Consider the following 23,902-nt stretch of genomic DNA (forward strand, 5'->3'; position numbering starts at 1 on the left):
GGCGGCGGCCCGATACCGCGCGGCCCGGTCTGTCCGGCTCCCCGGAGCGCTGATCAGAGCACCCGGCACGACCAGCGGGCGGCGAAAGCTCCAAAAGTGAAGCACTGACCTTCGACGGGGTGGCAAGGACCGCCAGACCGGGTCACCCTGATTTGCGCAGACCGGGCAGCAGTGTCCGGAGTTCGAGCGCGGCCTGGAGCCGGTCGAGCCACGGCCGGCTGCGGAGCGCGCGGCGGACGGCGTGGACGCCGGTCCACGCCTGCTGGGCGATATCCGGCGTCGCCGGGCCGCCCGACCAGAGTGCGTGATCGACTGCCTGTGCGACGTTCGCAAGGGCCGGGCCGGTGTCCGGCAGCTCGCGCGCGGCGTCGGCCAGATCGCGAACCGTCATACCCGGTGTCACCGGGACGCCGTGAGCCCGCAGCCGGTCCCGCGCCTCGGCCCAGGCGCCCACCACGGCGGCGCTGCCCGGCCGCCGCCGGCGGCGCTGCGCCCGCAACTGCTTGAGTAGCGGGACGCCGAGCAGCCACAAGACGAGCAGTGTCGCCAGCACGCCGAAGATCGTCGGCAGCGGCAGGTGCACCCCGGTCGAGGCCGACTCGTCCGACTCGGAACCCGACGGCGGCGGCACCTCCGGGTCCTTGATCTCCTTGACCGGCGGTACCGACTGCCGGACCTGGTCGGTGATCGACGTGGCGCCGGTCGGGCTCGTGCTACCGCGAGCCGCGCCCTGAGCCGGGTCGAGCGGCCACCAGCCGACACCTGCCACGGCCACCTCGGGCCAGGCGTACGCGTCGCTGTTCCGCACGGTGTACCAGCCGTCCGGATCAGGTTTGGCCGGCGTCCGGAAGCCGACCACGAGCCGGGCCGGGATGGCGTTCTGCCGGGCCAGCGCGACGTACCCGGCGGCGAACTGCTCACTGCTGCCGACCGTGCCCGGCTTCGCCAGGAACGGCGTCAGCTGCGGCCAGCTGTAACCGGTCGGCGGTGTGCTCTTCTCGTCGGCGAGTCTGTGGTTGTCCCGGAAGTACTTCTCCAGCGCGATCGCTGTCTGGAAGGTGGCCCGCCGGCCCTGCAAGGGCTGCAGGTCGGCAATCTCCGGCGGCACCGGGCCGAGGTCGCTCAACCCGCCCGGCGCATTGGCGTCGATCCCGGCCGCCTTCAGGTAGTCGGCGTCCACCTCTGGCTCAGCCCAGGTCAGGTTGTAGTGCGTCGGCTGCTGCGCCGCGACCAGCGTGCCGCCGATCGGCTCCACCTGCGGCTCGGTCACATTGCTGATCGTCTCGGGTAGCAGCTGCCCGGGCAGCCACGGCCCGTCCAGGTCGTCCGGGCGGACCGTCGCCCGCCGCTCGCTCGTCGGCACCCGGACTTCAGGGCCGAGCGCGAGCCGTGCGCCCATCCGCAGTACCGGGTGGTCGGTCGTCCAGTTCGAACCGTCGAAGTTGTCGAGTGAGACCAGCCGCCAGCGCTCAACGGGCTGCGGCGACTGGTACCGGAAGGCCACTTTGTCGCGGGACTCCGGGCTCAGCCGGCGCGCCACCTCGTCGAGTGGGCTCGCCTGCCGTGCTGCGGGCGCTGTCGCCGACTGGACCCGCTGGAGCGAGTACGGCGTCCGCCCGTGCGGATCGATCCCACTGACGATCAGCCCGCAGATGACCGCGAACAACGCCACCGCAGCCGTGGTCGCCCACGGAATGACCTTGCGGTACTCGAAATGATCGGGAATCAGTAGCGCGACCGTGAGCAGACCGAGGCCGACCGCGATCAGGACGGCGTCCAGCCCGGCGGCCGCGACGTACAGCTGACTGACACCCAGAACGCCGATGGCGGGGACCAGAGCGACCAGCGGCGGCGCACGGTCGACCAGCTCGACCGCCAGCACGCAGGCGACCAGCATCAGCAGCGGGATGAAGATCAGCAGCTCCGGCTCGGGGCGCGCCGGCCAGGTCGACTCCAGCGTCAACCGCCAAGCGGACAAGCCGTTTCCAAGCGCGCGGAACGTCGCGAGCGTCGGGACGCCGAACCAGGTCGTTGCCCACAGCACTGATTCGGTGATGGCCAGTAGGCCGGCTCCGACCACCAGCAGCGGCCGCCAGGTCGCCAGCGCTGGCCACCGTCGGCAGCTCTCGGCGACGATCAGCGTGACCAGACAGATCAGCCCGGCCGGCAGCCACAGGTGCGCTGCCCCGAAGACAGGTGCGAAGCAGAGCCCGCCGAGCAGGACTCCACCCAGTACGGCGACCGTACGGCGCCTCATCGCAGTACTCCGGTCCATTGCTGCAGGGCCTCCCGAGCGGTCGCCGCAAGCACGACCTGTGCGCCCAGAATCGGCGCCACCCCTTGGAGCGGGCCGAGCCCGATCGCGGTCACCGACGAGTAGCGGCTGAGCAGCGGCGCGAGGTCCGCCGCGGAACCGCGGGCTCCGGTCACGACGACGATCGCACCGCCTGCCGACGTACCGGTGGTCAGGACGGCCGGGACCAGCCCGGAGTCGTCGCGTTGCTGCACGATGCACAGCTCGTCGAGGAAGAGTCGCGAGGCCACGGCGCCGCCGGGTGCGGCGAAGTCGGCGCCTGCGGTCGTGACGAAGCGGCAGCGGTGCCCGGCGGCCGAGGCCGCGACCAGGATCGACGCGGCCACCTCGACCGCTTCCTCAAAGGTTGCTGCAGGCAATGGTTCGGTCCGGGTGTCGAGCAGGACAGTCAACCGCGGCTGATCCGGGTCGGCGTAGTCGCGGACCATCAGCTGCCCGGTCCGCGCGGTCGCCTTCCAGTGCAGATGGCGGACTTCGTCACCGACGACGTACAGGCGGACGTCGCGCAGATCGGCCGAGCCGCGCAGCGAGTCGTCCGCCGTCCGGCCGACGTGGTGGTGCCGAGGTCGCCCGGCGACGACGGTCTTGGTCGGATGCCGTTGCGGGTGCACCCACAACGTGCCGACCTCGCCGGTCGCCTTGCTGTTCCGGGTCAGGCCGAGCGGGTCACGCCGCTCCAGCGTCAGCGGCCCGACCTCGATCCGGCCGCGCCGCGAGGTCGGCAGCTCGTACCGGTACGTCGCCTCGATCCCCGGGCCCAGCTGCCGGACGCGGACCTCTTTCCACGCGTCGCCCGCGGAGTCCCGGGCCGCGAACGAGGCCTGCCGCCGCGTCCCGTCGTTCCGCACCCGAAGCGTCGCGAGCGCGGGCCGGCCGCGCTCGACCCGGTCCGGCGAGAGCACCCGATGCACGGTCACCTGCGGCTGCCGCAAGGTCAGCACGACCGCGGCGAGAACCGCGCCCAGCCCGATCCCGGCGAGCGCCCGGAAGACGGCGTACCCGGCCAGCTCGCCCAGCCCGTAGAGGGCGAGCGAGCTCACCAGTACCGCGATCCCACGTCCGGTCAGTCGCATCCTCGCCTACCAGATCACTTCGTTGGACTTGTACGACTCGCCGTTACCTTCGATCGTCACCCAGACCCGGCCGTTGCGATCGGAGTTGTAGAACTTGTTGACGGTCAGGTTGCCGTTCCCGTCGACGCGGAGGTCGTCCTGGTGCAGGTGGCCGTAACCCGACGTCCAGCCGTGGAACGTGTAGGTCGCGTTGGGCTGCAGGTTGCGGGCGACGATCCGCATGTAGAAGCAGTAGTCGGGGTCACAGGTGTCCGGATCGTCGGTATAGGCAGGGCCCTTGGTGATCCGGACCGAACCGTTGCGGCCGGCTGTGACGGCCGAGACGGTCGCGATCGAGCCGAGTAGCAGCCGCCCGTTCGAGCCGCGCGTGACCGCTCGCACCTGGAACCGGTACCGCGTGGCGCTCTCCAGACCCGTCGCGGTGAAACGGGCCGCCGTCGTGGTGTCGGTCGTACCCCCGGTCACCCGGATGACGTCGTACCGGACGAACGTGCCGCCGTTCAGGCTCGGACGCTGCCAGCTGAGCGAGATCCGCCCGTCGCCTGGCGTCGCCCGCAGGTTCCGCGGCGCGGCCGCCGGGCCAGCCACGATCGGCGGCGGCGTGGGCCGCTGGGTCGGACGCTGTGTCGTCGGCCGTTGCGTCGGTTGCTGGGTGCGCGGTGGGTCGACCGGCCGGGACGTCGGTGGGCGCGTGGGCTCGGTACGCCGCGGCGGATCGACTCGCCGGGGCGGTGTGGTCCGCCGGCCGTTCGGGTTCTGCGTGGTCCGTGGCGGCAGGCTCGGATTGACGATCGGCGGATTGCTGGTCGTCACGGTCGGCCGCGGCACCGTCGGTTTGACCGGCGCCGTCGGCTGCTTACCCGGAGCCGTCGCGTCGACCTGGTCGATCGAGCCGTCCCGGTCGACGATGAGGGCATGCTCGCCGGTCTCGCTGTCGACGTACAGGCGCTCGTCCGCACCGCGGACGAGGGTGGGCTGAACGCCCTTACCTGGCTTGGCCTTCGGTGGCCGCGGGATGTCGTGGGTGTCCTGTTGCTTGCCGTTGGCATCCAAAGTGACGAGCTTGCCGGCCGTCGGGTCGACGAGCGCGAGGCCGCGCCCGGACGAAGCGATCTGGGTGAACTTGCCGGGTGGCAGCTGCTGCTCGATGGTCGGCGGTCCGCTGGTGTCCCGCCCGCTGATCACGCTCGCGTCGACGAGCCGCAGCTTGCCGATGCTCGGGTCGACGATCGCGATCCGGCCGCCGGCGTCGTTCGGCGCGACGATCGACTGCGGGGAGAGCTGGACGTCGGGAGTCGTGACCGCTCGGCCGAAGCCGGACGAGGTGACTGTCACCAGCCGGCCCGCGGTGGTGTCGACGAAGACGACACGGTCGCCGACGACCGTCAGCGAACCGATGTTGCCACGCGGGACGACGGCCGGGCAGCTCAGCAGTTTCGCCCCGGTCGGCAGGTGACAGAGCTCGCCGCTGAGCAGCTGGTGCACCCACAACGTCCCATCCGGCGTGACGACCGGGCGACCGAGTGCGCCGCTGCCCTCGAGGGTCACCGCGTTCTGACCGAGCCGGGCGATCGCGCCAGCGTTCCGGTAGACGGCGTACGCGACGCCGGGCGCCTCCAGCCCGATCGGCGGCTCGTCCGACGGCGCGACCCGCGGGTCGGCGACCTGCAGGTTCGACTTCTCGAACGCGGTGATGCTGCCCCGGGCCAGCACGAAACCTTGGGTGTCGGTCTGGACGGCGATGGTGCCCGGCGCGAGAGCGGGGACCGGGACCGATCCGTCGACGGTCTTGCTCCCGCCGTCGATGTGGAAGACCCGGTTGAGCGCGCTGTTGTAGATCAGGTGGCCGGACTGGAGGAACTTCATCCCCGACGTGTTCGCGCCTGCTCCGGTGACCGCCAAGGCCGTCGCGGTCACGCAGATCGCGACCACGCCGGCGAGCGCGGCGCGCGGTCGCCACGGCGTCCGCGCATCGGCTTCGGTGGCCGGCCGGAGCCGGCGGAACAGTGCTTTCATCGGTGCCTCCCCGTTCGCAGGCAGGTGTCAGCCTGCGTTGACGCCTGCTGTCGGCGCCGGCGTCGCGGCGAGCACCTCGTCGACCACGGACGCCGGCGGCCGCTGCGCCAGCTCGGCGTCCGGGGTGAGGACCAGGCGGTGCGCGAGGACCGGCTGTGCGACCTGCTTGACGTCGTCCGGGGTCGTGAACGCCCGGCCGTCGGTGGCCGCGTAGGCGCGGGCGGCCCGGACCAGCGCGATACTGCCGCGCGGGCTGGCGCCGTACCGGACGGCGCTGTGCTCCCGGGTCGCGGCGGCGAGTTTGACGGCGTACGAGCTGATCGCGGGGTCGACGTGCACCGAGCGGACGGCGGCGATCGCGTTCCGCAGCGCCGGGACGTCGATCACCGGGCTGAGCGAGTCGGGGCCGATCCGGCCGGTGTCGCCGAGCACGATCCGGACCTCGGCGTCGTGGTCGGGGTAGCCGATCTCGATCCGCATCAGGAACCGGTCCAGCTGGGCCTCGGGCAGCCGGTAGGTGCCTTCCATCTCGATCGGGTTCTGGGTGCCGATGACCAGGAACGGATCCGGCACCGCGCGGGTGTTGGAGTCGACCGTGACGCGGCGCTCGGCCATCACCTCGAGCAGCGCGGACTGCGTCTTCGGCGTCCCGCGGTTGATCTCGTCCGCGACCACGACGTTGGCGAAGATGCCACCCGGATGGAATTCGAACGTCTCGTTGCCCTGGTGGTAGACCATCACGCCGGTGATGTCGCCGGGGAGCAGATCCGGCGTGAACTGGATCCGGTTCCAGGTCGCGTCGATACTGCGCGCGATACAGCGGGCCAGCGTGGTCTTGCCCAGCCCGGGCACGTCCTCGATCAGCAGGTGGCCCTCGGCGAACAGCGCCGTCAGCGCCAGCCGGATCACCTCCGGCTTCCCGTGGATCACCCGGCCCAGGTTGTCGGCAACCAGCCGGTACGCCTCACCTGGTGGAATCGTCGCACTCATCTGTCGGTACTCCCCTCAGCATCTCGCCGAGAGTAGCGGCTCGAAGTCCAGCCGACGTCCAGAAAAGGTCCAGATGGCCGGTTACTGCAACACCGTCGGCAGCTGGAACTCGAAGATCGCTCCGCCCTCCTCGGCGTTGTACACCTTCAGGTCGCCGCCGTGCGACAGCGCGACCCACCGGACGATCGACAACCCGAGCCCACTCGACCCGCCACCGCTGTTGAACCGCTCGAACAGGTCGGCGCCGACCTCCGGGTCGATCCCCGGGCCCTGGTCGGCGACGGTGATCCGGCCGTCGGCGACGGTCACGGTGATGAGCGCCTCCGCGGCCCCCGGCATCCGCCCGTGCCGCGTCGCGTTGTCCAGCAGGTTGCCCACGGCCCGTTGGAGCAGCGTCGGATCCGCGCGGACCATACTCGGCGCGGTCACCAGCGAGATCCGGGCGCCCTGCGTCGGGAAGTCCTCGACGACGCCGGCCACCAACTGATCCAGCCAGACCGGCTGGACCGCCAGCTGCTCCACACCGGCCGCCAGCCGGGCCCGAACGAGCAAGCCGTCGATGATGTCACCCATCCGGCCCGCCAGCCGCACGGTCCGCGGCAGCAGCTCGGCCCGCTGGGCAGGGTCTCGGACGGCGGTCTCCGACAACGCCCGCAGCGCGGCGACCGGCGTCCGCAGATCATGCGCAGTCTCGGCCAGCAACGTCTCCTGCTGCTCGAGCGCGGCCATGGCCGGCCGGATGGCCCGGCCCGACAGCCAGTAGCTCCCGGCCGCGGCCAGCCCGATCAGCGCGGCGCAGAGCGCCAGCATCCACCAGATCAGCCGCTGATGTGCGTCGACCTTGTCCTGCACGTCGAGCCAGGTGACGACCGCGCCGCCGGGCTGGTTGTTCCCGGCGAAGCTGAACGGCTCTGCGCGCAGCCGCACCGCATGCCCGGAGGTACTCGTCCGGTCGGCCAGGATGATGTCGCCGGACGTCGTCGCGTCGGTCGCCAGCGCGTCGAGCGTCGCTGGGTCCATCGGCGTACAACCCGGCTTGCTGTACTCGGGTTTGAAGGAATCGCTGACGCCGCCGGACAGGATCGCGAACTCCGGGCACTTGCCGTAGAGCGGGTCCTGGTTGAGCAGCGAGGTGTTGAGCAGGTTGGTGCCGGTGACCAAGCGCAGGACGGCTGCGGTGACGACCTCGACCTGGGCGTCGGCGTCCGCCTTGTTGCGTTCGGCGTCCTGGCGGATGACGACCGGGGCGAGCACGAGCAGGCCAAGGGTGTTGGCGACGGTGAAGACGGCCGTCAGCCACCAGCGCAGGCGGCGCAACCGGTCGGCAGCGGGGCCTTTCATCCGGCGCTGCCGGGGGCGATCAGGCGGTAGCCCTGGCCGCGGACGGCCTGGATGAGGTCGGGGCCGCCGCGCAGCCGGGAGCGCAGCCGGGTGATGGTGACGTCGACGACGTTGGACATCGGGTCCGCGGCGGCGTCCCAGCAGTGCTCGAGCAGCTCGGTCCGGGAGACGGCCTGCTCGGGCCGGCTCATCAGGAACTCCAGCACGGAGAACTCCTTTGCTCGCAGGGTGACGAGGACGCCGGCCCGCCGCACCTCCCGGCGTCCGGTGTCCAGCTCGACGTCGGCGTACCGCAGGATCGGCGGCCGGATGGTCGGGCCGCGCCGGCTCAGGCTGAGCACTCGGACGATCAGCTCCTCGACCGCGAACGGTTTGACCAGGTAGTCGTCACCGCCGTGCTCGAAACCGTCGACCCGGTCGGCGAGCTGGTCCATCGCGGTCAGGAACAGCACCGGGACCGACCAGCCGTCCTGCCGGCGGCTGCGAACGTACCCGATCGAGTCGCCGTCCGGCAGCATCCGGTCGAAGACGACGCAGTCGTAGGTATTCACCCACAACGCCTCGTCGGCGGTAGCAATGTCACCGGCCAGATCGACCGCGAGCGCCGCCGAGCGGAGCGCCGCCGGGATCGCGACCTGCAGCTCGACGTCGTCCTCAACCACCAATACCCGCACTGCTCCCCCTGCCGGGTTCCGTGTCATCGAAATGTCATCGTCACCCCGGATCGTATGTGTCATGAACGGTCACTCAGCGCACTCACCGGCCCCGTCACTGGCCTTCCGCGTGCTGGGCCCGCTGGAGGTCGACGGCTCCGACGGGGTCCAGCTCGACGTCGGCGGCGGCAAGCCGGCCACCGTACTCGCCCTGCTCCTGCTGCACCGCAACGCCTGGGTCAGCACCGAGCAGCTCGTCGACGCCGTCTGGGCCGGTCGCGACGTTCCGGCGTCCGCCCAGAACAACCTGAAGACCTACGTCTGGCAGCTGCGCCGGGCGCTCCCGGACGACCGGATCGAGAGCCGGCCGGGTGCGTACCGGGTCCGGGTCGAGTCCGGTGAGCTGGACGCCGATGTGGCGTCGGCGCTCTGCGACGAGGCTCGCGCGCTCGTCGTCCGCGGAGATGCGGCCGAGGCGGTGGCCGTCGTCCAGCAGGCGCTCGAGCTGTGGCGCGGTTGCCCGTACGACGGGCTCACGGATGATGCGGCCTCGGCTGTCGACCGCCTCACCGAGCTGCACCGAACGCTGCGGGAGGACCTGGCTGACGCGCACCTCGCGCTCGGACGGCCGTCCGACGCGATCGCCGTGCTGCGGGTGCTCACGGATGAGGAGCCGCTGCGGGAGCTGGCCTGGTCGCGACTGATGGCGGCGTACCGGCAGGTCGGACGCCGGCACGACGCATTGGCCGCCTTCCAGCGTGCGCGGACGGCGCTCGTCCGCGACCTCGGCATCGAGCCGGGGCACGAGCTGACCGCGCTGCACCAGGAGATCCTGAACGAGGATGCGCCCCGGCCGGTCGTCGCTCCGGTCAGCTCGAACCTGCCGCCGCGGCTCACCACGTTCGTCGGCCGCGCGCCCGAGCTGCACGCGCTGCGCGGCGTCACTGGCGTCGTCACCGTCGACGGCATGCCCGGTATCGGTAAGACCGCATTCGCGCTCGAAGCCGCTGCGGTCTCCGGCCACGAGGTCCAGCAGTACGTCGACGTCCGCACGGCCGCAGTCGCGCCGGTCGGCGTCGGGCTGCTCATCCTCGACAACGTCGAGCATGCCGACCAGGTGCAACCGCTACTGCCGAACAACCCCGAGGCGCTGGTCCTCGTCATCAGCCGTGCTCGCCTAGCCGGTCTCGACCGTAGCGCCGCCATCACCCTCGACGCCCTCACCCCGGCCGAGGCCTCCGAGCTCACCGACGTCCCCCAAATCCTCGCCGCCGCCAGCGGCCACCCCGGCGCCATCCGCCACCTCGTCGAGCGCCTCCGCAACCGCCAGCCCTGGACCGTCACCCGCCTGACAGCCCAACTGGAACACCAGTCCGGCCGCTGCCAAGCCCTCGCCGGCCTCCTCACCCGCTTCGACGCCGCCTACCAAGCCCTCCCGACCCCCGCAGCCCGCCTCTACCGCCGCTGCAGCCCCCTCACCCACTTCGACCTAACCCAAGCCGCCCACCTAGCCGCCGTCCCAACCTCCGAAGTCGAACCCCTAATCGACCACCTCCTAGACCTGAACCTCCTATCCGAACCAGCCCCCGGCCTCTTCACCCTCCTCCCCATAGCCCGCGACCACGCCCACCACCTCCACCAAACCCCCACCCCCCACCCGGAGCTAGTCGCATGACCCCCCAAGAGCCCCACCCCGCCCAGGCTCTCCGCGACCCCCACACCCCGCACTCCACTCACGGCTCCGTCGCTCAGGCCCCTGTCCCCGCGGCCACCTTCGCGCCTGCTCACGTCGCTTCGGCGGCGCCTACTGCGACCGCTGTCGCCAACCGTGTGGCGGCCGTCGCACCGCATCAGCCGGCTACCGCGTCGACCGCACAGCACGCGGTGGCTGACACCTCGTTCGCGCCTCGGGCTGGGGGTGCTGTGGTGCCGCCGCGGGGTGTGGAGGGGGATTTGGGGGAGCGGGCGGGGCGGGGGGTGAGGGTGGGGCAGGTTGTTTGTTGGCAGTTGGCGCTGGTGTTGGTGGCGGTGGCGACGACGGGGTCGCGGACGGTGTTGGTGCTGACTTCGCTGGCGGCGGTGTCGTTGGTGTTGCTGACGGCGGTGCGGGTTCGTGGGCAGTGGTTGTATCGGTGGGTCGGCATTCTGGTGTTGTTCGCGGTACGGCGTCGGCGGATTGATCTTGGCGACAGCGTTGCCGTCAACCTGGTCGCCGCGTTCCACGGGCGTACGTCGACCGACGCGGTCAGCGTGCGGGAGCAGCCGTACGGCCTGCTCAGCCGCCCGGCCGGGATCAGCGCCGCGCTCCGGCTCGGCCCGGACGCCCAGCACCAGCTGCTCCCGCAGCTCGGTTCGCTCGCGGACGCCGCCGACGAGCAACCAGTTGGCGTCGGCCTCCAACTGATCCTGCACGCCGGTCTCAAACAGAACCAGCGCCCACGCGCCTGGATCGCCGTCGCCGCCGAGCGGACGCCGGATATCGCCACCGACGAACAGCTGCGCCAGGTCGTGGCCAACACCGTCCGCCGGCTGGTCCGCCGGTTCGACCGGGAGCAGGTCGAGTACCTCGCTCTCGACGAGGCCGACGTCCTGGCGTCGATCGGCGCCCTGGCCCACGCGAACGCCGGCCGCGGCCGCATCCAAGAACGCTGGTCCAGCTGGTCCTGCGGGCCGGTCCAGCAACTGACCGTCCGCCTGGCCGGCTCCGCATCGTTGCCTGCAGCAACTTTAACCGCACTTGTCGCCACCTTGCTCGGCACCGGGACCGGCGCCGCGCAGACCATCGCCGTCACCGTGACGGCAGCCGCCGGAGGCCCCGCCTCCACTCGCCATGACGTCGTCCTCCGCCTGGCCGCGGCCCACCCGGCCACGCTCGACTCGGCGGCGTCGGTCCTGCTCACACTGGCGCGATCCTTCGGGGTCGAGCCGGAACGCCTCGACGGCCGGCACGCGCTCGGCGTCGCCGCCACGCTTCCTCTGGGGGTCCACTTCTCATGACTGTCACCTTGATCAACCGGCCCACCGGTTTCCACCACGTCCCCGCCCAGGGTGCGATCGCCGAGCTACTGGCCGGCGCCCAGGACGAGGTCATTGCCCTCAGCAACCTCACCCCGGCCGGCCCCGCCTTCGGGCCGCGCGACGTCAAACACGGCGTCCGCTACCGGGCCATCTACCCCGACACCGCGCGGACGACGCCGAACCTGTGCCGCCACCTCGGGGCGATGTCGATGGCCGGCGCCGCCGTCCGGACGATGCCGCTGGTCCCGATGAACGCGCTCGTCATCGACGGTACGGTCGCCGTCCTCCCGGCCGACTCGGCCAACGGAAGCGTCGCCGTCCTGCGGCTGTCGAGTGTCGTCATCACCGTGTCGGAGCTGTTCGAACGCGTCTGGCCGGACGCCGTCCCGCTGGCCGCCGACGACCTGCCGGACGAGACCGACCTGTCGTCGCGTGAGCACGAGATGCTGCGCCTGCTGTCACTCGGCGCCACCGACGAGGCGGCCGCCGCGCAGCTCGGCATCTCGGTGCGGACCGTCCGCCGGATGGTCGCCCAGATCATGCACCGGCTGGGCGCCCGCTCGCGGTTCCAGGCCGGCGTGAAGGCGGCTGACCGCGGCTGGCTGCTGGATCGGGCGAGTTGATGTCGCGAGTCCTGACCGTGGCGGCAGACCGTCCGGGTGCGTATCCGACCGTTGGGTCGGCCCTGCTCGACGCACCCGACGGCGCCACGATCCTGATCGCCGCCGGCACGTACGCCGAGACGCTCGAGCTGACCGGGCGATCCGTCGTACTGCGCGCGGAGCCCAAGGCCGAGGTGGTGATCGACGGATCCGGCGCCGACTGGCCGACGATCCGATCCGTCGACGGCGTCCTGGAGTTGCACGAGCTCGTCGTCCGTTCGGCCGACAATCTGGCGGTATCGACCGAGCGGACGGCGCTCACGCTGACCGGGTGCACGATCACCGGTGGCTCGCGGCCCGCGGTGAGTGTCCATGCCGGGCCCGGCGTCCGGATCGAGCGGTGTGCCGTCCGCGGCGCGGCGACCGGCATCGTCGTCGAAGGCGCGGGCGGTGAGATCACCGATACGACCGTGCAGGACGTGTCGGGCGACGGCATCGTGATCGCGCTCGGCGCCGACCCGGTCCTCAGCGGCGGCAGTATCAGCGGCTGCGGCGGGCGCGGCCTCTACGTCTACCAGTACAGCCGCCCGACCGTGAGCGACCTGGAGATCGGGCACACCGGCGCCGAGGGGATCGGCGTCGCGCACGGCAGTACGCCGTCCGTCCGGCGCGTCAGCGTGCACGACACCCGCGGTCCCGCGATCACTGTCGGCCCGGGCTGCGGCGGCACGATCGAGGGCCTGCGACCGACCAACACCGCTGAGCCCGCGCTGCAGATCGCGCCCGGCGCGACCGTCGAGGTGATCGAGGCGAGCGCGGCCTCAGCGGTCTCCGGTGGACCGATCGACGAGCTGCTCACCGAGCTGGACGCGATGGTCGGGCTGCCGGGCGTGAAGGCCGAGGTCCGCGCGATGGTCGACGAGATCCAGGTCAACGAATGGCGGCGGACGGCGGGGTTGTCGATCGGCGCGGTCAGCCACCACCTGATCTTCGCGGGCGCGCCGGGCACCGGGAAGACGACGATCGCGCGCCTCTACGGCAAGCTGCTGAAGGCCCTCGGCGCGCTGCCCGACGGCGGTTTCACCGAGGTCTCCCGGCGAGACCTGGTCGGGCAGTACATCGGGCACACCGCGGAGAAGACCGCGCAGGTGTTCGAGAAATCGCTTGGCGGCGTGCTGTTCATCGACGAGGCCTACACGCTGTCGCGGTCGGCGGGCAGCGGCGGCGACTTCGGCCAGGAGGCGATCGACGCGCTGGTCAAGCTGATGGAGGACCACCGCGACGAGATCGCGATCATCGTCGCCGGGTACACCGCCGAGATGACCGACTTCCTGGCCGCCAACCCCGGCCTGGGATCGCGGTTCTCGAAGACGATCGAGTTCGAGAACTACTCGGCGTCCGAGCTGCTGCTGATCACCGACCGGATGGTGTCCGGCGGCGACTACCGGCTCGATCCGGCCGCGGGCGCGCCGCTGACGTCGTACTTCGACCGGATCGCCGACGGGCCGAATTTCGGCAATGCCCGCGAGGCCCGCCGGCTGGTCGAGGGGATGCGCAAGGCGCAGTCGCAACGGCTCCGGGCGCTCGGCCGGATGCCGACCACGGACGAGCTGCGCTCGCTGCTCGCGGACGACGTGCTGGCAGCGGAGGCGCGGTAGTCGTCAGGTCGCATAGAGTGACTGTGGTTGACGAAAGGAGTCGCGATGGCCGACGAGCAGGTGCCGGACACGCCGCCGTACCCCGGGTTCGACATGACCCGGCCGAGTATCGCGCGGACGTACGACTACCTCCTCGGCGGTAAGGACAACTTCGCGGTCGACCGGGCCTTCGGCGACCGGTTCGTCAACGAGCTGCCCGGCTCGCCGGTGATCGCGACCGACAACCGGGCCGCGCTGATCCGCGCCGTCCGCGAGATCGTCTCGACGACCGGGATCCGCCAGTTCGTCGACCTCGGCAGCGGGTTGCCGACCGCCGACAACGTGCACCAGGTCGCCCAGCGCTACGCGCCGGAGACCAGGGTCGTCTACGTCGACAACGACCCGATCGTGCTCGCGCACGGCCAGGCGCTGCTCGCCGAGAACGACCACACCACGGTCATCCAGGCCGATCTGCGCGAGCCGAAGGCGATCTACGACCACGAGGGCACCCGGCGGCTGATCAGGTTCGACGAGCCGGTCGCGGTGATCTTCTCCGCGATCCTGCACCACGTGAACGACGACGAGGACCCGCACGGCCTGTTCCGGTTCTGGGCCGACCGGGTCGTCCCCGGCAGTCATCTGTTCGTCAGCCACTTCCGCTCCGAGAACGACCCGCGCAGCGCCGAGCTCGAAGCTGTCCTGCAGGGCTCGCTGGGCCGCGGCCGCTGGCGCACCGAGGCCGAGATCCTGGCCCTGTTCGGCGACGATTTCACCATCCTCGACCCGGGCCTGGTCCCGGCCGCACGGTGGCGCAACCCCGAGCCGCCGGACGAGCTCGGCGACTACCAGCGCCTGATCGCCGCCGTCCTCGCCGTGAAGAAGTGAGCGGTGCGCTGAAACAAAACCGGCGTTAGGCGGCTCTTACCTTTCCGACAGCGGTTGTGGTCGGAAGGAGGAGCATGGGCGAGCCGGACGGATACGTCGAGTTCGTGGCGTCCCGCGGGACGCAGTTGTTTCGGATGGCGTACCTGCTCACAGGGGAGCGGTACGCCGCCGAGGACCTGGCGCAGATCACGCTGGGCAAGTTGTACAGCGCCTGGTCGAAGGCCCGCCGGGCCGACAATCTGGTGGCCTACTCGCGGACGGTGATGATCCGCAGCTACCTGGCCGCCCGCCGCAAGACCCGGCTGGAGCAGGTGGGTGAGCCGCATCGCGAGCCGATCGCGGCGGCCGCCGACACCCCGCTGCGGCTGACGTTGTTCGCCGCCCTCGCGCAGCTGAGTCGCGAGGACCGCGCGGTCGTCGTACTGCGGTACTGGCACGACTTGAGCGTCGAGGACACCGCGGCCCTCGTGAGGGTCAGCCCCGGGGCGGTCCGCACCCGCAGCATGCGCGCGCTGTCGCGGCTGCGTGAGCACCTCGGGAGCGACCTCAGCGAACTGATTGGAGGGCAGCAATGAACTTCGAGACCGAACTCAAGGACCGGCTCCACGCCGGAGTGGACGACGCGGACGTCGACATCGACCGCCTGATCGCCGGCGGCCGCGCGACCGGCCGTCGTTTCACCCGCCGGCGCCGGATCGGCCAGGCGCTCGCATCGGTCGTCGCGACGGCAGCGGCTGTCGGCGTCGTCGTCACGGTCGGCGGCGCGCTGGCTGGGCCCGCGCAGCCGTCGTACGGCCCAGCAGGACCGGTGACGCAGGCGCCGCCGGAGCCGATCACGCCACAGGCGGCCTGGAAGATCGTGGTCGACCAGCTGCCGAAGGGCAGCAAGTTCAAGGACGTCAAGGGCGGTCACGAAGGCCCGCTCACGAACCCGGACATCGTCTGGGCGAAGGGCGTCTACACCGACGCCAAGGGGCCCTCGCAGCTCTCGCTCAACCTCGACTGGCGCGACGACGTCGAACTCGACTGCAGCAGCGCCAAGGTCTGCACGACGCACAACCTGGCCGACGGCCGGACGCTCGTCCTCCTCAGCGACAGCGGTGCTGCGGGGGAAAAGATGAACGAGGCTCGCATCCAACATCAGGACGGCTGGATTCTCACCGTCCACTCCGACAACGCGTCGACCTGGAAGGGCGCCGGCACCCGCCCGCAACCGCCACTGACCGTTGAGCAACTCCGGGCGATCGTCCTCAGTCCGCGCTGGCAGGAGCAGGTCCCGGCCGAGTTGGTGGACGCCGCCGCGCCGCTCTTCGTACCGACCAGCATGCCGGTCATGCCGCCACACACGCCCTCGAGCCCGACCATGACGGAGACCCCCAGATGATCACCGCACTTGTCGCCAGTTTCGGTCTCCTGGTCGCCCCGGCCACCGTGGGCTGGGCGGAGCAGCCGATTCCCGCGACCGGTTCGTCGTTCGACGCGATCAGTTCCGCGGGCGGCGAGATGTGGGGTGTCGGCTACAGCCGGGAGGAGCCCAAGGACTGGGATCGCACCGTCGCGGCCCGCTGGGTGAACGGCGGCTGGCAGCCGACCGAGCAGCCGCGCCCGTTCGGGCGGTTGCTGGATGTCGCTGTCGGATCGGCGGGCGACGCCTGGGCGGTCGGAGCCTGGGGCGGTCCGGACGGCGCCGGCGGGCCGTTGGTCCAGCACTGGAACGGGACGAGCTGGCGCGAGATCCCCCTAGCGGAGCACCCGAACAGCGTCCTGCAATCGGTCGCGGTTCACGGCGACGAGATCTGGGTGGTCGGCATCGAGGGCGAAGAGTCCAAGGTCTTCGTCGAGCGCTACAACGGCAAGAGCTGGCTCCCGCTCACGGACGACGTCCTCGGCGTCCCGGGCTACGCGTCGGATATCGCCGTCCTGTCGCCGATCGACGTCTGGGTCGCGGCCTTCGACGACGGCATCAAGCACTACGACGGCGAACGCTGGACCAAGGCCGACCTCCCGGGCCCGGACGGCGCCTTCCTGAACGACTTCGCGGTCGTCGGCCCGAACGACATCTGGGCGGTCGGCCATCGCGAGGACCCGGTGCTCTTCCGGACGCCGGTCGCCTATCACTTCGACGGGAAGCGCTGGACCGAGGTGCGGATGCCGAAACAGTCCGGCCAGCCCCTGGCCGTCGAAGTGGTGAACGGCAAACCGCTCGTCGTCGGAGACGGCAGACCGCACAGCACGGCCTGGCGCTGGACACCGACCGGTTTTGTCAGCGTGCCGACCCCGGCGAACGCGTCGCTGCTGTTCGGCGCCGCGGTCCACAACGGCCAGTTCTGGGCGCTCGGCTCCCAGCCGAGCAAGCTCGAAGGACTCAGCGACACCTATCTGGCGACGCTCACCGACGAGTAGCCCGGGGTACTGGGCCGATGTGAGCGAGAACGAGTGTCTGGTGGCAGCCCCGGTCGAGGACGTGTTCGCAGTCCTCACCGACGGCTGGCGATACGCGGCCTGGGTCGTCGGCGCTTCCCGCGTCCGGGACGTCGACGCCCGCTGGCCCGATGTCGGCGGCCGTATCCACCACTCGGTCGGCGCCTGGCCCTTCCTGATCGACGACCACACCGAAGTCCTCGCCATCGAGCCGGGTCGGCTCCTCCGCCTCAAGGTCCGCGCCTGGCCCGTCGGTGAAGGCGAGGTCGAGTTCATCGTCAGCGAGGCCCCCGAAGGCTGTCACGTCCTGATGACCGAGAAGTCCACCAAAGGCCCCGCCGCCCTCCTGCCCACCCCGCTGGCCGACGTCCCCCTCCACGCCCGCAACGCCGAAACCCTGCACCGCCTCAAACTTCTTGCCGAACAGCGTTAACCCCGAACCGACAACGAGTGCCGGAACTGGTCGGTGGGATCCCAAGCGCGTTTGGCTTGGCGGAGCCGGGCGTAGTTGTCGCCGTAGTAGAGGGCGATCGGGAGGTCGGGGTCGGGGTAGTTGATGTAGGCGCCCTGGTTGCGGCGATCGTGGCGAGGGACGCCGTCGGTATCGCGGTAGACGTCGGCGTACAGGTTTCGGACCCAGCTGATCGCGGCGGCGTCGTCGTCCGGGCTGGTGCCGGAGGCTTGGTAGATCGCCTTCAGGACCGAGCCGCGCTGGACGACCGCAGTCGCGTCGGGCGCGGTGGCGTTGATCTGACCGCCGAGCGAGACGAGCCAGACGGCCCCCTGGGTGTCATCAGCCGACAAGTGCTTCCACAGGACGTCGATCTGCTCCTCGGTGTAGCGCTCGCGCAGGTATCCGGTCTTCACGACGAACCGATTGCCGAGAATTTCCTCGCTGTTGCCCGCCGCCAGAACGTTCTTCAGCCACGGCTTGCGCTGCTTCTCCAGTGAGTACTTCGCTTGGACGCCGGACAGCAGCGTCGACAGGTACGCCGTGAGCAGTCGCTCGGATCCGTCGACCTGGCCCTTGATCGCGATGGCGCCGTACGGACGGCTGAAGAGGAGCAGCGCGCTGTGCAGGCGATTCTCGGGAGCGCCGGGTGCGCTGTGCGCGCGGTGCCAGTCGCCGTGCTGACGGACGAGTCGGGTGAAGGATCGTTCGTCCAGGGTGTCCCAGGGCAGCGCGATCAGGAAGTCCAGGACGTCGCCGGGCGGCCGGGGCAGGAGGTCGCCCGGATTGTTGCCGTGGGCACCTGGCGTGCGCATCCAGAATTTGCTGACGACACCGAAGTTCCCGCCGCCGCCACCCGCGTGTGCCCACCACAGCTCGCGGTTCGGATCGTCGGCCGCGCGCGTCGCGACCGTCGTCCGGGCCGCTCCGGAGGCGTCGACGGTGACTACTTCGACGGCGTACAGGTGGTCGACCCCGAGCCCGAACTGACGTGACAGCGGCCCGTGCCCGCCGCCGAGCAGGTGGCCGCCGGCGCCGACCTCGGGGCAGCTGCCGAGCGGCAGTGTGACACCCCAGTCCAGGTAGAGCCGGCGGTACACCTCGCCGAGGGTGGCGCCCGGCTCGACGGCGAACGCGCGCCGGGCGGGGTCGTAACCGACGTGCCGCAGCCGGGACAGGTCGAGGATGACGTCGGTCCGCGGGTTGTCGACGAAGTCCGCGAAACAATGCCCGCCGCTGCGGACGGCGATCCGCTGCCGCGCCCGGACCGCCGAGTTCACCGCCGCGACGAGCTGAGCGGTGTCGGAGACCAGGTGAATGCGGTCCGGCGTCGAGTGAAACCTTTGATTGATGCCCCGGGCAACGAGATCGGTGTACTGCGGGTCGGTCGGGCGGAGTTTGGTCGCAGGCGGCACCTGGTTGGGGGTCGATGCGGGGGAGAGCTGGAGGCCGGCGGCTGCACCGCCGAGGCCGGCCAGGATGGATCGGCGGTGGAGTCGCATGTGGCTCCTAGGTGAAGAGGAGGACGACGGCGGCGTTGAGGGTAAGGCCGATGCCCAGGCCGCCGACGGTCCAGCCGAGGAGTTTGGGGGTGTTGCGAGTGAGCCAGGTGTTGAGGCGCTCGAGGACGGGGTCGATCTTGGCGTGTGCGGTGACGCGGGCGATGCCGAGGAGGACTGCGGGAAGGCACATGAGCAGGCAGTAGCCGAGCAGGGTGAGGCCGGTGTGCGGCCAGCTGAGGCCGGCTTGGCTGATCAGGGCGATGGCGGCCAGGTAGGGCACCATGCTGGCGGCTTCGATCGCGGCGGCGACGAGGGCGAGGCTCATCAGCGTGCGTGGGCTGCCCTGGCCGGACGTCACGCGGGTGCGCCAGCGCTGTACCTTGCCCGGCCCTTCGCCCTGGCGTTTGGCGCGAGCCTCCAACCAGTAGCTCAAGGCAACGAGTACGACGCCGATGACCAGCTGGGCGATCCGCAAGGCCGTTGGCGAAACGTTCGTGCGGATGCCATGCAGGACCGGCTCGAAGCCGAGGGTGAGCAGTACGCCGAGCACGAAGTAGAACGCGGTGACCGTGGCCAGGTAGATCCCGATCCGCCCAGCGTGCAGCCGGCCCGGCGTCATCAGCAGCCAGATGGGGATCAGTAACGTCCCGAAACTCGTGCTGTCGATCAGGCTCAGACCGGCAAGGCCCAGTAACAACGCCGTGCTCATCCGAACACCCGATCCAGGTAGGCCGTCAGCGCCGGCTGCAGGCTCTCCACCGGGTACGCCGGCGCAGTGGTCAGGTGGTGCAGCGCGAGCCCGTCCACAAAGGCGACCAGCGCGGCCGCCTCCGCGGCCGGATCGCGATCAGCCGCAACCTCGCCTCGCCGCTGCGCTCCCTCGAAGGCCGCCTGCAAGCCGGCCAGCAGCTTCAGCTGCGCCTGCTGATGGGTCGCGGCCAGCTCCGGATCGGTCAGACTGCTGTGCAGGAAGGCCAACCAGAAGCGCAACTCCCGGACCCGCGCCTCGTCGAGTGGCAGGAAGACCGCCATCAGCCGCTCGAGATAGCCGCGCACCGGCATGACGAACTCGACCTCCTGCGCGCGCTGCTCGGTCCGCTCGTACACGTAGCCGACCCCGAACCGGATCAGCTCGTCCTTCGTCCGGAAGTAGCGCTGCACCAACCCGACCGAGACGCCCGCCGCCCGCGCGACCTCGACCAGCCGGGCCTCCTTCAACCCCATCTCGGCGACCACGACCAGCAGGGCTTCGGCGATCTGGCCGCGCCGGGTATCGGCGTCCGCGTGTCGGGTCATGGTTGAAATAATACGGCATTATTTTTCCGGCGCAAGAGCCGATCCCCCTGCCGGTCGACAGGGGGATCGATGGATCAGCCGGACTTCCAGGTGAACTTGTTCGAGGTGTAGGTGCCTTCGGGGCCGGTGACGGTGGCCCAGACCAGGCGGCCGACGCCGCTACAGGGGAAGCGGTCGTCGACGAGGAGGTGACCTTCGGAGCTGGTCCGGAGGGTGGCGCCCTCGTTGAAGGGCTCCCAGCCCTGGACGTGCGGGACGATCTTGTAGTTGGTGTTCGGCCGCAGGTTCTCGATGCGGACCTGGATGAACGCGCAGGCCGGCGGCTCGCAGTTCTCGTACGACGTCCCGGCGCCGCGGGAGGCGACGACGCGTTTCGTCCGCTCCGGAGCGCCGACCGGCGCGGCGGACAGGCTCGTGTACTTGCCTTGCAGCTCTTGGCCGTCGGGCGCTCGGGTGATCGCGCGGACGAAGAACGTGTACGTCTTGCCGGTGGTGAGGCCCTTGATCGTGGCTTCGGTGCCGGTCACGTTGACGCGGGGCGCGGCGGTGGCCGAGCCGAGGCTGACGGCGTACCTGAGGAAGGTGCCGTCACCCATCGTCGGGCGGTCCCAGCCGAGGGTGAGCTGACCCGGGGTGCCGTCCTTCGAGACGATGATCTCGCGGGGTGACTCGGCCGCTGCGTAGCTGCCCTTGACCTGGTTGGAGCGGGCGGCCGGGCCGTAGCCGATCCGGTTCACCGCGCGCACGCTCACGTAGTACCCGCTCTTACCGGCGAGATCGGCGACCGTCGCGGACCGAGCGCTCGCGCTGACCGTCCGGGAGCCGCCCGTCCAGATCAGCTGGTAGCCGGTGATCGGGGCGCCGTGCGGCGCGGCGCCGCTCCACTTCACCAGCGGGCCTTCGGGGTACGCGCGGGCGGTCACTCCGGTCGGAGCGCCCGGCACGGTCGCCTTCGGCGGATCCGGTTTCACCGGGGGTTTCGGCGGATCCTTCTTCTCGGGCTTACCGTCCCCGGGATCGTTGGACTCCGGCTTGTCCCGCCCCGGTTTCTCGGTCTCGGGCTTCTCCGGCGTCTCGGTCTTCGGCGGGGTGCTCTTGGGCGGCGGGGTGCTCTTGAGTGGCGGCTTCGGCGTGTTCCGCGGGGGCTGCGGCGTGTTCTTCGCCGGCGGCGTTACCCGCTTGGGCGGAGTCTCGTCGTCACTGGTCTTGCCGCCGACCGGCACCGGCTCCGTCCGGCCCTGCCCGTCGACGACCACGACGCGGTCGCCCTTGCCGCTCTCGACGTACACCTGGGCGTCGTCGCCGCGGATCAGCCGTGGCTCCTCTTGCAGACCGGCGGTCGGATGCTCGTTGTGCACCTTCTGCTGGTGGACCTTGCCGTCGCGATCCAGCGTCACCAGGTCGGAGTCCTTGCGGTTCAGCAGCGCGAGACCACGCCCGGACGACGCCACCCGGTCGTACCTGCCCTGCGGGATCTTCGTCGTGACCGGCGCCGCGGGCTTCGCGCCCGGCCGCTCCGGCAGGCTGACCAGGTGCACCTGGCCCTTGTTCCGGTCGACGAGCGCGATCCGGCCGTCGACGTCGTTCCCGGCGATCAGCGCGTCCTCCGGGACGGCGAGCTCACTCAGGTCGCTGCGATCGTCCAGACCACCGGAGCTCAGGTCGTAGACCTTCTGCGCGGTCAGGTCGACGAAGACCGCCTGGTCGCCGATCGCGGTCAGCCCGCCCTTGTGACCCTGCGGAGCCGAGGCCGGGCAGGACATCCGATCGGCCGTCGGCGGCAGCTGGCATAGCTCGCCCTGCCCGACGCGATGCACCCAGAGCGTGCCGTCCGATGTCGCGACCGGGTCGCTCAATGCGCCGTCCAGGAAGGCGGTCGTCCGGCGTTCGCCCAGCCGGACGATGTGACCGGACCGCTGGTAGACCGCGAAGACCGCCCCGGCCGCCTCGACGCCGACCGGCTGCTCGTTGACCGGAACCTCGATCTGCTCGGCCACGGTCAGATCCGACTTGCCGAATTTGTCGATCCGGGACTTCGAGAGCACGTAGACGTCGGTGTCGGTCTGGACGGCCTGCGCGCCCTCCTCGCCGGTGCTCAGCGGGACCTGCGCGTCGATCGCCTTCGTCGCGCTGTCCAGGTGGAAGACGCGGCCGATCGAGCTGTTGTAGATCCAGTGTCCGGACTGGGTGAACTTGAGACCACTGGTCGGATTGCCGGCGCCGGTCAGCACGACCACGCTCAGCAGCGCGACACAGCCGGCGACGACGGCGGCGAGCCCGGCGCGACCTTTGACGGGGCGAATCATGGTCGGCTTCACCTTTCCAGAGTAGGTGCCAAGGGTCCAGGAGTGGTCCAGACGGCGTCCACTAGCTCTTGCAGGTGGCGCCTCGAATACTGCGCGGCGTGCTGTAGAAGACCTCGCGCCCGTCGGTGCCCTGGACTTCGAAGCAGTACTTCAATCCTGGACTGACCTGCACGGTCGACGTCGTCCCGCTGCCCCGGTAGATCGATCGCGGCGCCTTCCCGCCCTGCTCGGCGACGAAGACGGCGTACGTCAGCGGCTGCGGGAAGGACCACTTCAGGACGACGCTCGTCCCCTTGTCCTGCGGCGGATCGAGCTGGATCCGCTGCGTCGTCGCGGGCGCCTGGGACGGCTGCGGCGTGGCCGGGACGCCGGCCGCCGGTCGCTGCTCGGTCGCCGTGGTCTCGGGTTTCGGACGCAGCAGAATCGGCAGGACGACGACCAGCGCGAGCGCCGCCGCGGCCCCGATCAACACCTCTTTCCGCGGCCACCGGAGCTTCCGGCGCGGCGGGCGGACGGTCGTCGCCACCGGGATATTCCGGTGCGCGGGCAGCTCGTCGCGGAAGTCGTCGAAGTCGAGCTCGTCGGCGGGCGCCGTCGTACCGGTCAGCAGGGTCTCGAACTCCCGCGTCACGGCCGCCGCATCCGGCCGGGTCGCCGCCTCTTTGGCGAGCATCCGGCGGATCAGCGCGGTCAGCCCCGGCGGCACATCGCGCCCCGACACCTCCGGCGCCGGCTCACGCAGGACCCGCAGGACGACGTCGTCCGGCGTCTCACCCGGCCGGGTCGGGAACGGCGACTGCCCGGTCAGCGCGAGGTACAGCACCGCGCCGAGCCCGTAGACGTCGGCCTCCTCCGAGAGTTCGCCGTCCCGCAGCACCTCCGGGGCCGTGTACGCCGCCGCGGTGGTCAGGTCGCGCGGGAACCGCAGGCGGAGCGCCAGCCCGAAATCCGCCAGCACCGGCTGGCCGTTCGGCCGCTCGAGCACGTTGCTCGGCGTCACCCCGCCATGGACCAGCCCGGCCTCATGAGCCTCGGCCAGCACCGACCCCAGGATCTGCCCGAGGACGACGACGTCCCCGATCGGCAGCCCGCGGCCGCGCACCAACTCCACCAGCGACTGCGGGCAGAACTCCATCCGGACGCCCGTCCGCCCGTCGGGCAGCTCCTCGATCGCCTCCGCCAGCAGCACCGACCCGGCGACCCGGAGCCCGGCGAGCTTCGCCTGCTCGACCTCGACCGCGTTGAACGTCCGCCGATCCAGCCCGCGCGGATAGATCTTGAGCACGGCCGTGGCTCGCTCACCCACCGGCGGCACCAAGAACACCGAGGCCACCGGCCCTTCGGCCCGCGGCACCAACGCATCCGGAGAAATCTCAGCCATCACCGTCATCTTCGCA

The 23,902-nt window shown here is 70.8% G+C and carries 20 protein-coding genes; 9 read left to right on the forward strand and 11 right to left on the reverse strand.

All coding sequences use genetic code 11. The features are described from left to right. Nucleotides 1-142: 142 nt before the first annotated feature. The 6 genes from ACZ6ZD_RS11790 to ACZ6ZD_RS11815 all read right to left on the reverse strand — a co-directional run bounded on the left by ACZ6ZD_RS11790 (nucleotide 143) and on the right by ACZ6ZD_RS11815 (nucleotide 8,396). Complete coding sequence (locus tag ACZ6ZD_RS11790; protein WP_465670940.1) at nucleotides 143-2,257, reverse strand: transglutaminase TgpA family protein; 2,115 nt, start codon at nucleotides 2,255-2,257, stop codon at nucleotides 143-145. Continuing rightward, nucleotides 2,254-3,387: a DUF58 domain-containing protein gene (locus tag ACZ6ZD_RS11795; protein ID WP_465670942.1), complete on the reverse strand. Its 1,134-nt coding sequence runs from the start codon at nucleotides 3,385-3,387 to the stop codon at nucleotides 2,254-2,256. The genes ACZ6ZD_RS11790 and ACZ6ZD_RS11795 overlap by 4 nt, the downstream gene beginning before the upstream one ends. A 6-nt stretch (nucleotides 3,388-3,393) precedes the next feature. Then, nucleotides 3,394-5,403: a fibronectin type III domain-containing protein gene (locus ACZ6ZD_RS11800; protein WP_465670944.1), complete on the reverse strand. Its 2,010-nt coding sequence runs from the start codon at nucleotides 5,401-5,403 to the stop codon at nucleotides 3,394-3,396. 27 nt (nucleotides 5,404-5,430) lie between these two features. Further along, complete coding sequence (locus ACZ6ZD_RS11805) at nucleotides 5,431-6,393, reverse strand: AAA family ATPase (protein WP_465670946.1); 963 nt, start codon at nucleotides 6,391-6,393, stop codon at nucleotides 5,431-5,433. 81 nt (nucleotides 6,394-6,474) lie between these two features. Further along, a complete protein-coding gene (locus tag ACZ6ZD_RS11810; protein ID WP_465670948.1) occupies nucleotides 6,475-7,734 on the reverse strand; it encodes a sensor histidine kinase in 1,260 nt (419 codons plus the stop codon). Next, entirely contained in the window at nucleotides 7,731-8,396 is a 666-nt protein-coding gene (locus tag ACZ6ZD_RS11815; RefSeq protein ID WP_465670950.1) for a response regulator transcription factor, read from the reverse strand. Before ACZ6ZD_RS11815 ends, ACZ6ZD_RS11810 begins: the two co-directional genes overlap by 4 nt. A 73-nt stretch (nucleotides 8,397-8,469) precedes the next feature. Here ACZ6ZD_RS11815 and ACZ6ZD_RS11820 point away from each other — a divergent pair, with 73 nt between their 5' ends. The 9 genes from ACZ6ZD_RS11820 (at nucleotide 8,470) to ACZ6ZD_RS11860 (ending at nucleotide 17,383) form a co-directional block, all read left to right on the forward strand. Next, the gene (locus ACZ6ZD_RS11820) at nucleotides 8,470-10,062 is read left to right on the forward strand and encodes an AfsR/SARP family transcriptional regulator (RefSeq protein WP_465670952.1); all 1,593 of its coding nucleotides are present in this window, start codon (nucleotides 8,470-8,472) and stop codon (nucleotides 10,060-10,062) included. 353 nt (nucleotides 10,063-10,415) lie between these two features. Continuing rightward, nucleotides 10,416-11,384, forward strand: a complete 969-nt coding sequence (locus tag ACZ6ZD_RS11825) for a hypothetical protein (RefSeq protein ID WP_465670954.1) — start codon at nucleotides 10,416-10,418, stop codon at nucleotides 11,382-11,384. Beyond that, complete coding sequence (locus ACZ6ZD_RS11830; RefSeq protein WP_465670956.1) at nucleotides 11,381-12,028, forward strand: helix-turn-helix transcriptional regulator; 648 nt, start codon at nucleotides 11,381-11,383, stop codon at nucleotides 12,026-12,028. The genes ACZ6ZD_RS11825 and ACZ6ZD_RS11830 overlap by 4 nt, the downstream gene beginning before the upstream one ends. Next, entirely contained in the window at nucleotides 12,028-13,665 is a 1,638-nt protein-coding gene (locus ACZ6ZD_RS11835) for an AAA family ATPase (RefSeq protein ID WP_465670958.1), read from the forward strand. Before ACZ6ZD_RS11830 ends, ACZ6ZD_RS11835 begins: the two co-directional genes overlap by 1 nt. A gap of 45 nt (nucleotides 13,666-13,710) precedes the next feature. After that, nucleotides 13,711-14,529, forward strand: a complete 819-nt coding sequence (locus ACZ6ZD_RS11840; RefSeq protein ID WP_465670960.1) for an SAM-dependent methyltransferase — start codon at nucleotides 13,711-13,713, stop codon at nucleotides 14,527-14,529. A gap of 74 nt (nucleotides 14,530-14,603) precedes the next feature. Continuing rightward, the gene (locus tag ACZ6ZD_RS11845; protein WP_465670962.1) at nucleotides 14,604-15,104 is read left to right on the forward strand and encodes a SigE family RNA polymerase sigma factor; all 501 of its coding nucleotides are present in this window, start codon (nucleotides 14,604-14,606) and stop codon (nucleotides 15,102-15,104) included. Continuing rightward, nucleotides 15,101-15,913 (forward strand): hypothetical protein, encoded by an 813-nt coding sequence (locus ACZ6ZD_RS11850; protein ID WP_465670964.1) that lies wholly within the window; start codon nucleotides 15,101-15,103, stop codon nucleotides 15,911-15,913. The genes ACZ6ZD_RS11845 and ACZ6ZD_RS11850 overlap by 4 nt, the downstream gene beginning before the upstream one ends. Next, nucleotides 15,910-16,932 carry a beta propeller repeat protein gene (locus ACZ6ZD_RS11855; RefSeq protein WP_465670966.1) on the forward strand — a complete coding sequence of 341 codons (1,023 nt, stop codon included), beginning with the start codon at nucleotides 15,910-15,912 and terminating at the stop codon, nucleotides 16,930-16,932. Before ACZ6ZD_RS11850 ends, ACZ6ZD_RS11855 begins: the two co-directional genes overlap by 4 nt. A gap of 19 nt (nucleotides 16,933-16,951) precedes the next feature. Continuing rightward, on the forward strand, nucleotides 16,952-17,383 hold the full coding sequence (locus ACZ6ZD_RS11860; RefSeq protein WP_465670968.1) for an SRPBCC family protein: 432 nt from the start codon (nucleotides 16,952-16,954) through the stop codon (nucleotides 17,381-17,383). On the opposite strand, the gene ACZ6ZD_RS11865 is transcribed toward ACZ6ZD_RS11860, so the two are convergent. The 5 genes from ACZ6ZD_RS11865 to ACZ6ZD_RS11885 all read right to left on the reverse strand — a co-directional run bounded on the left by ACZ6ZD_RS11865 (nucleotide 17,380) and on the right by ACZ6ZD_RS11885 (nucleotide 23,886). Next, nucleotides 17,380-18,903 (reverse strand): FAD-binding oxidoreductase, encoded by a 1,524-nt coding sequence (locus ACZ6ZD_RS11865; RefSeq protein ID WP_465670970.1) that lies wholly within the window; start codon nucleotides 18,901-18,903, stop codon nucleotides 17,380-17,382. The two genes, ACZ6ZD_RS11860 and ACZ6ZD_RS11865, sit on opposite strands and share 4 nt — an antisense overlap. Before the next feature lie 7 nt (nucleotides 18,904-18,910). Next, nucleotides 18,911-19,612, reverse strand: coding sequence for a GAP family protein (locus tag ACZ6ZD_RS11870; RefSeq protein WP_465670972.1), 702 nt, complete (start codon nucleotides 19,610-19,612; stop codon nucleotides 18,911-18,913). Next, nucleotides 19,609-20,199 (reverse strand): TetR/AcrR family transcriptional regulator, encoded by a 591-nt coding sequence (locus ACZ6ZD_RS11875; RefSeq protein WP_465670974.1) that lies wholly within the window; start codon nucleotides 20,197-20,199, stop codon nucleotides 19,609-19,611. The genes ACZ6ZD_RS11870 and ACZ6ZD_RS11875 overlap by 4 nt, the downstream gene beginning before the upstream one ends. Before the next feature lie 74 nt (nucleotides 20,200-20,273). After that, nucleotides 20,274-22,517, reverse strand: a complete 2,244-nt coding sequence (locus ACZ6ZD_RS11880; RefSeq protein ID WP_465670976.1) for a fibronectin type III domain-containing protein — start codon at nucleotides 22,515-22,517, stop codon at nucleotides 20,274-20,276. Nucleotides 22,518-22,566: 49 nt separating this feature from the next. Continuing rightward, complete coding sequence (locus ACZ6ZD_RS11885; RefSeq protein WP_465670978.1) at nucleotides 22,567-23,886, reverse strand: serine/threonine-protein kinase; 1,320 nt, start codon at nucleotides 23,884-23,886, stop codon at nucleotides 22,567-22,569. Nucleotides 23,887-23,902: the final 16 nt, after the last annotated feature.

It is taken from the genome of Kribbella sp. NPDC104218, assembly GCF_055584105.1.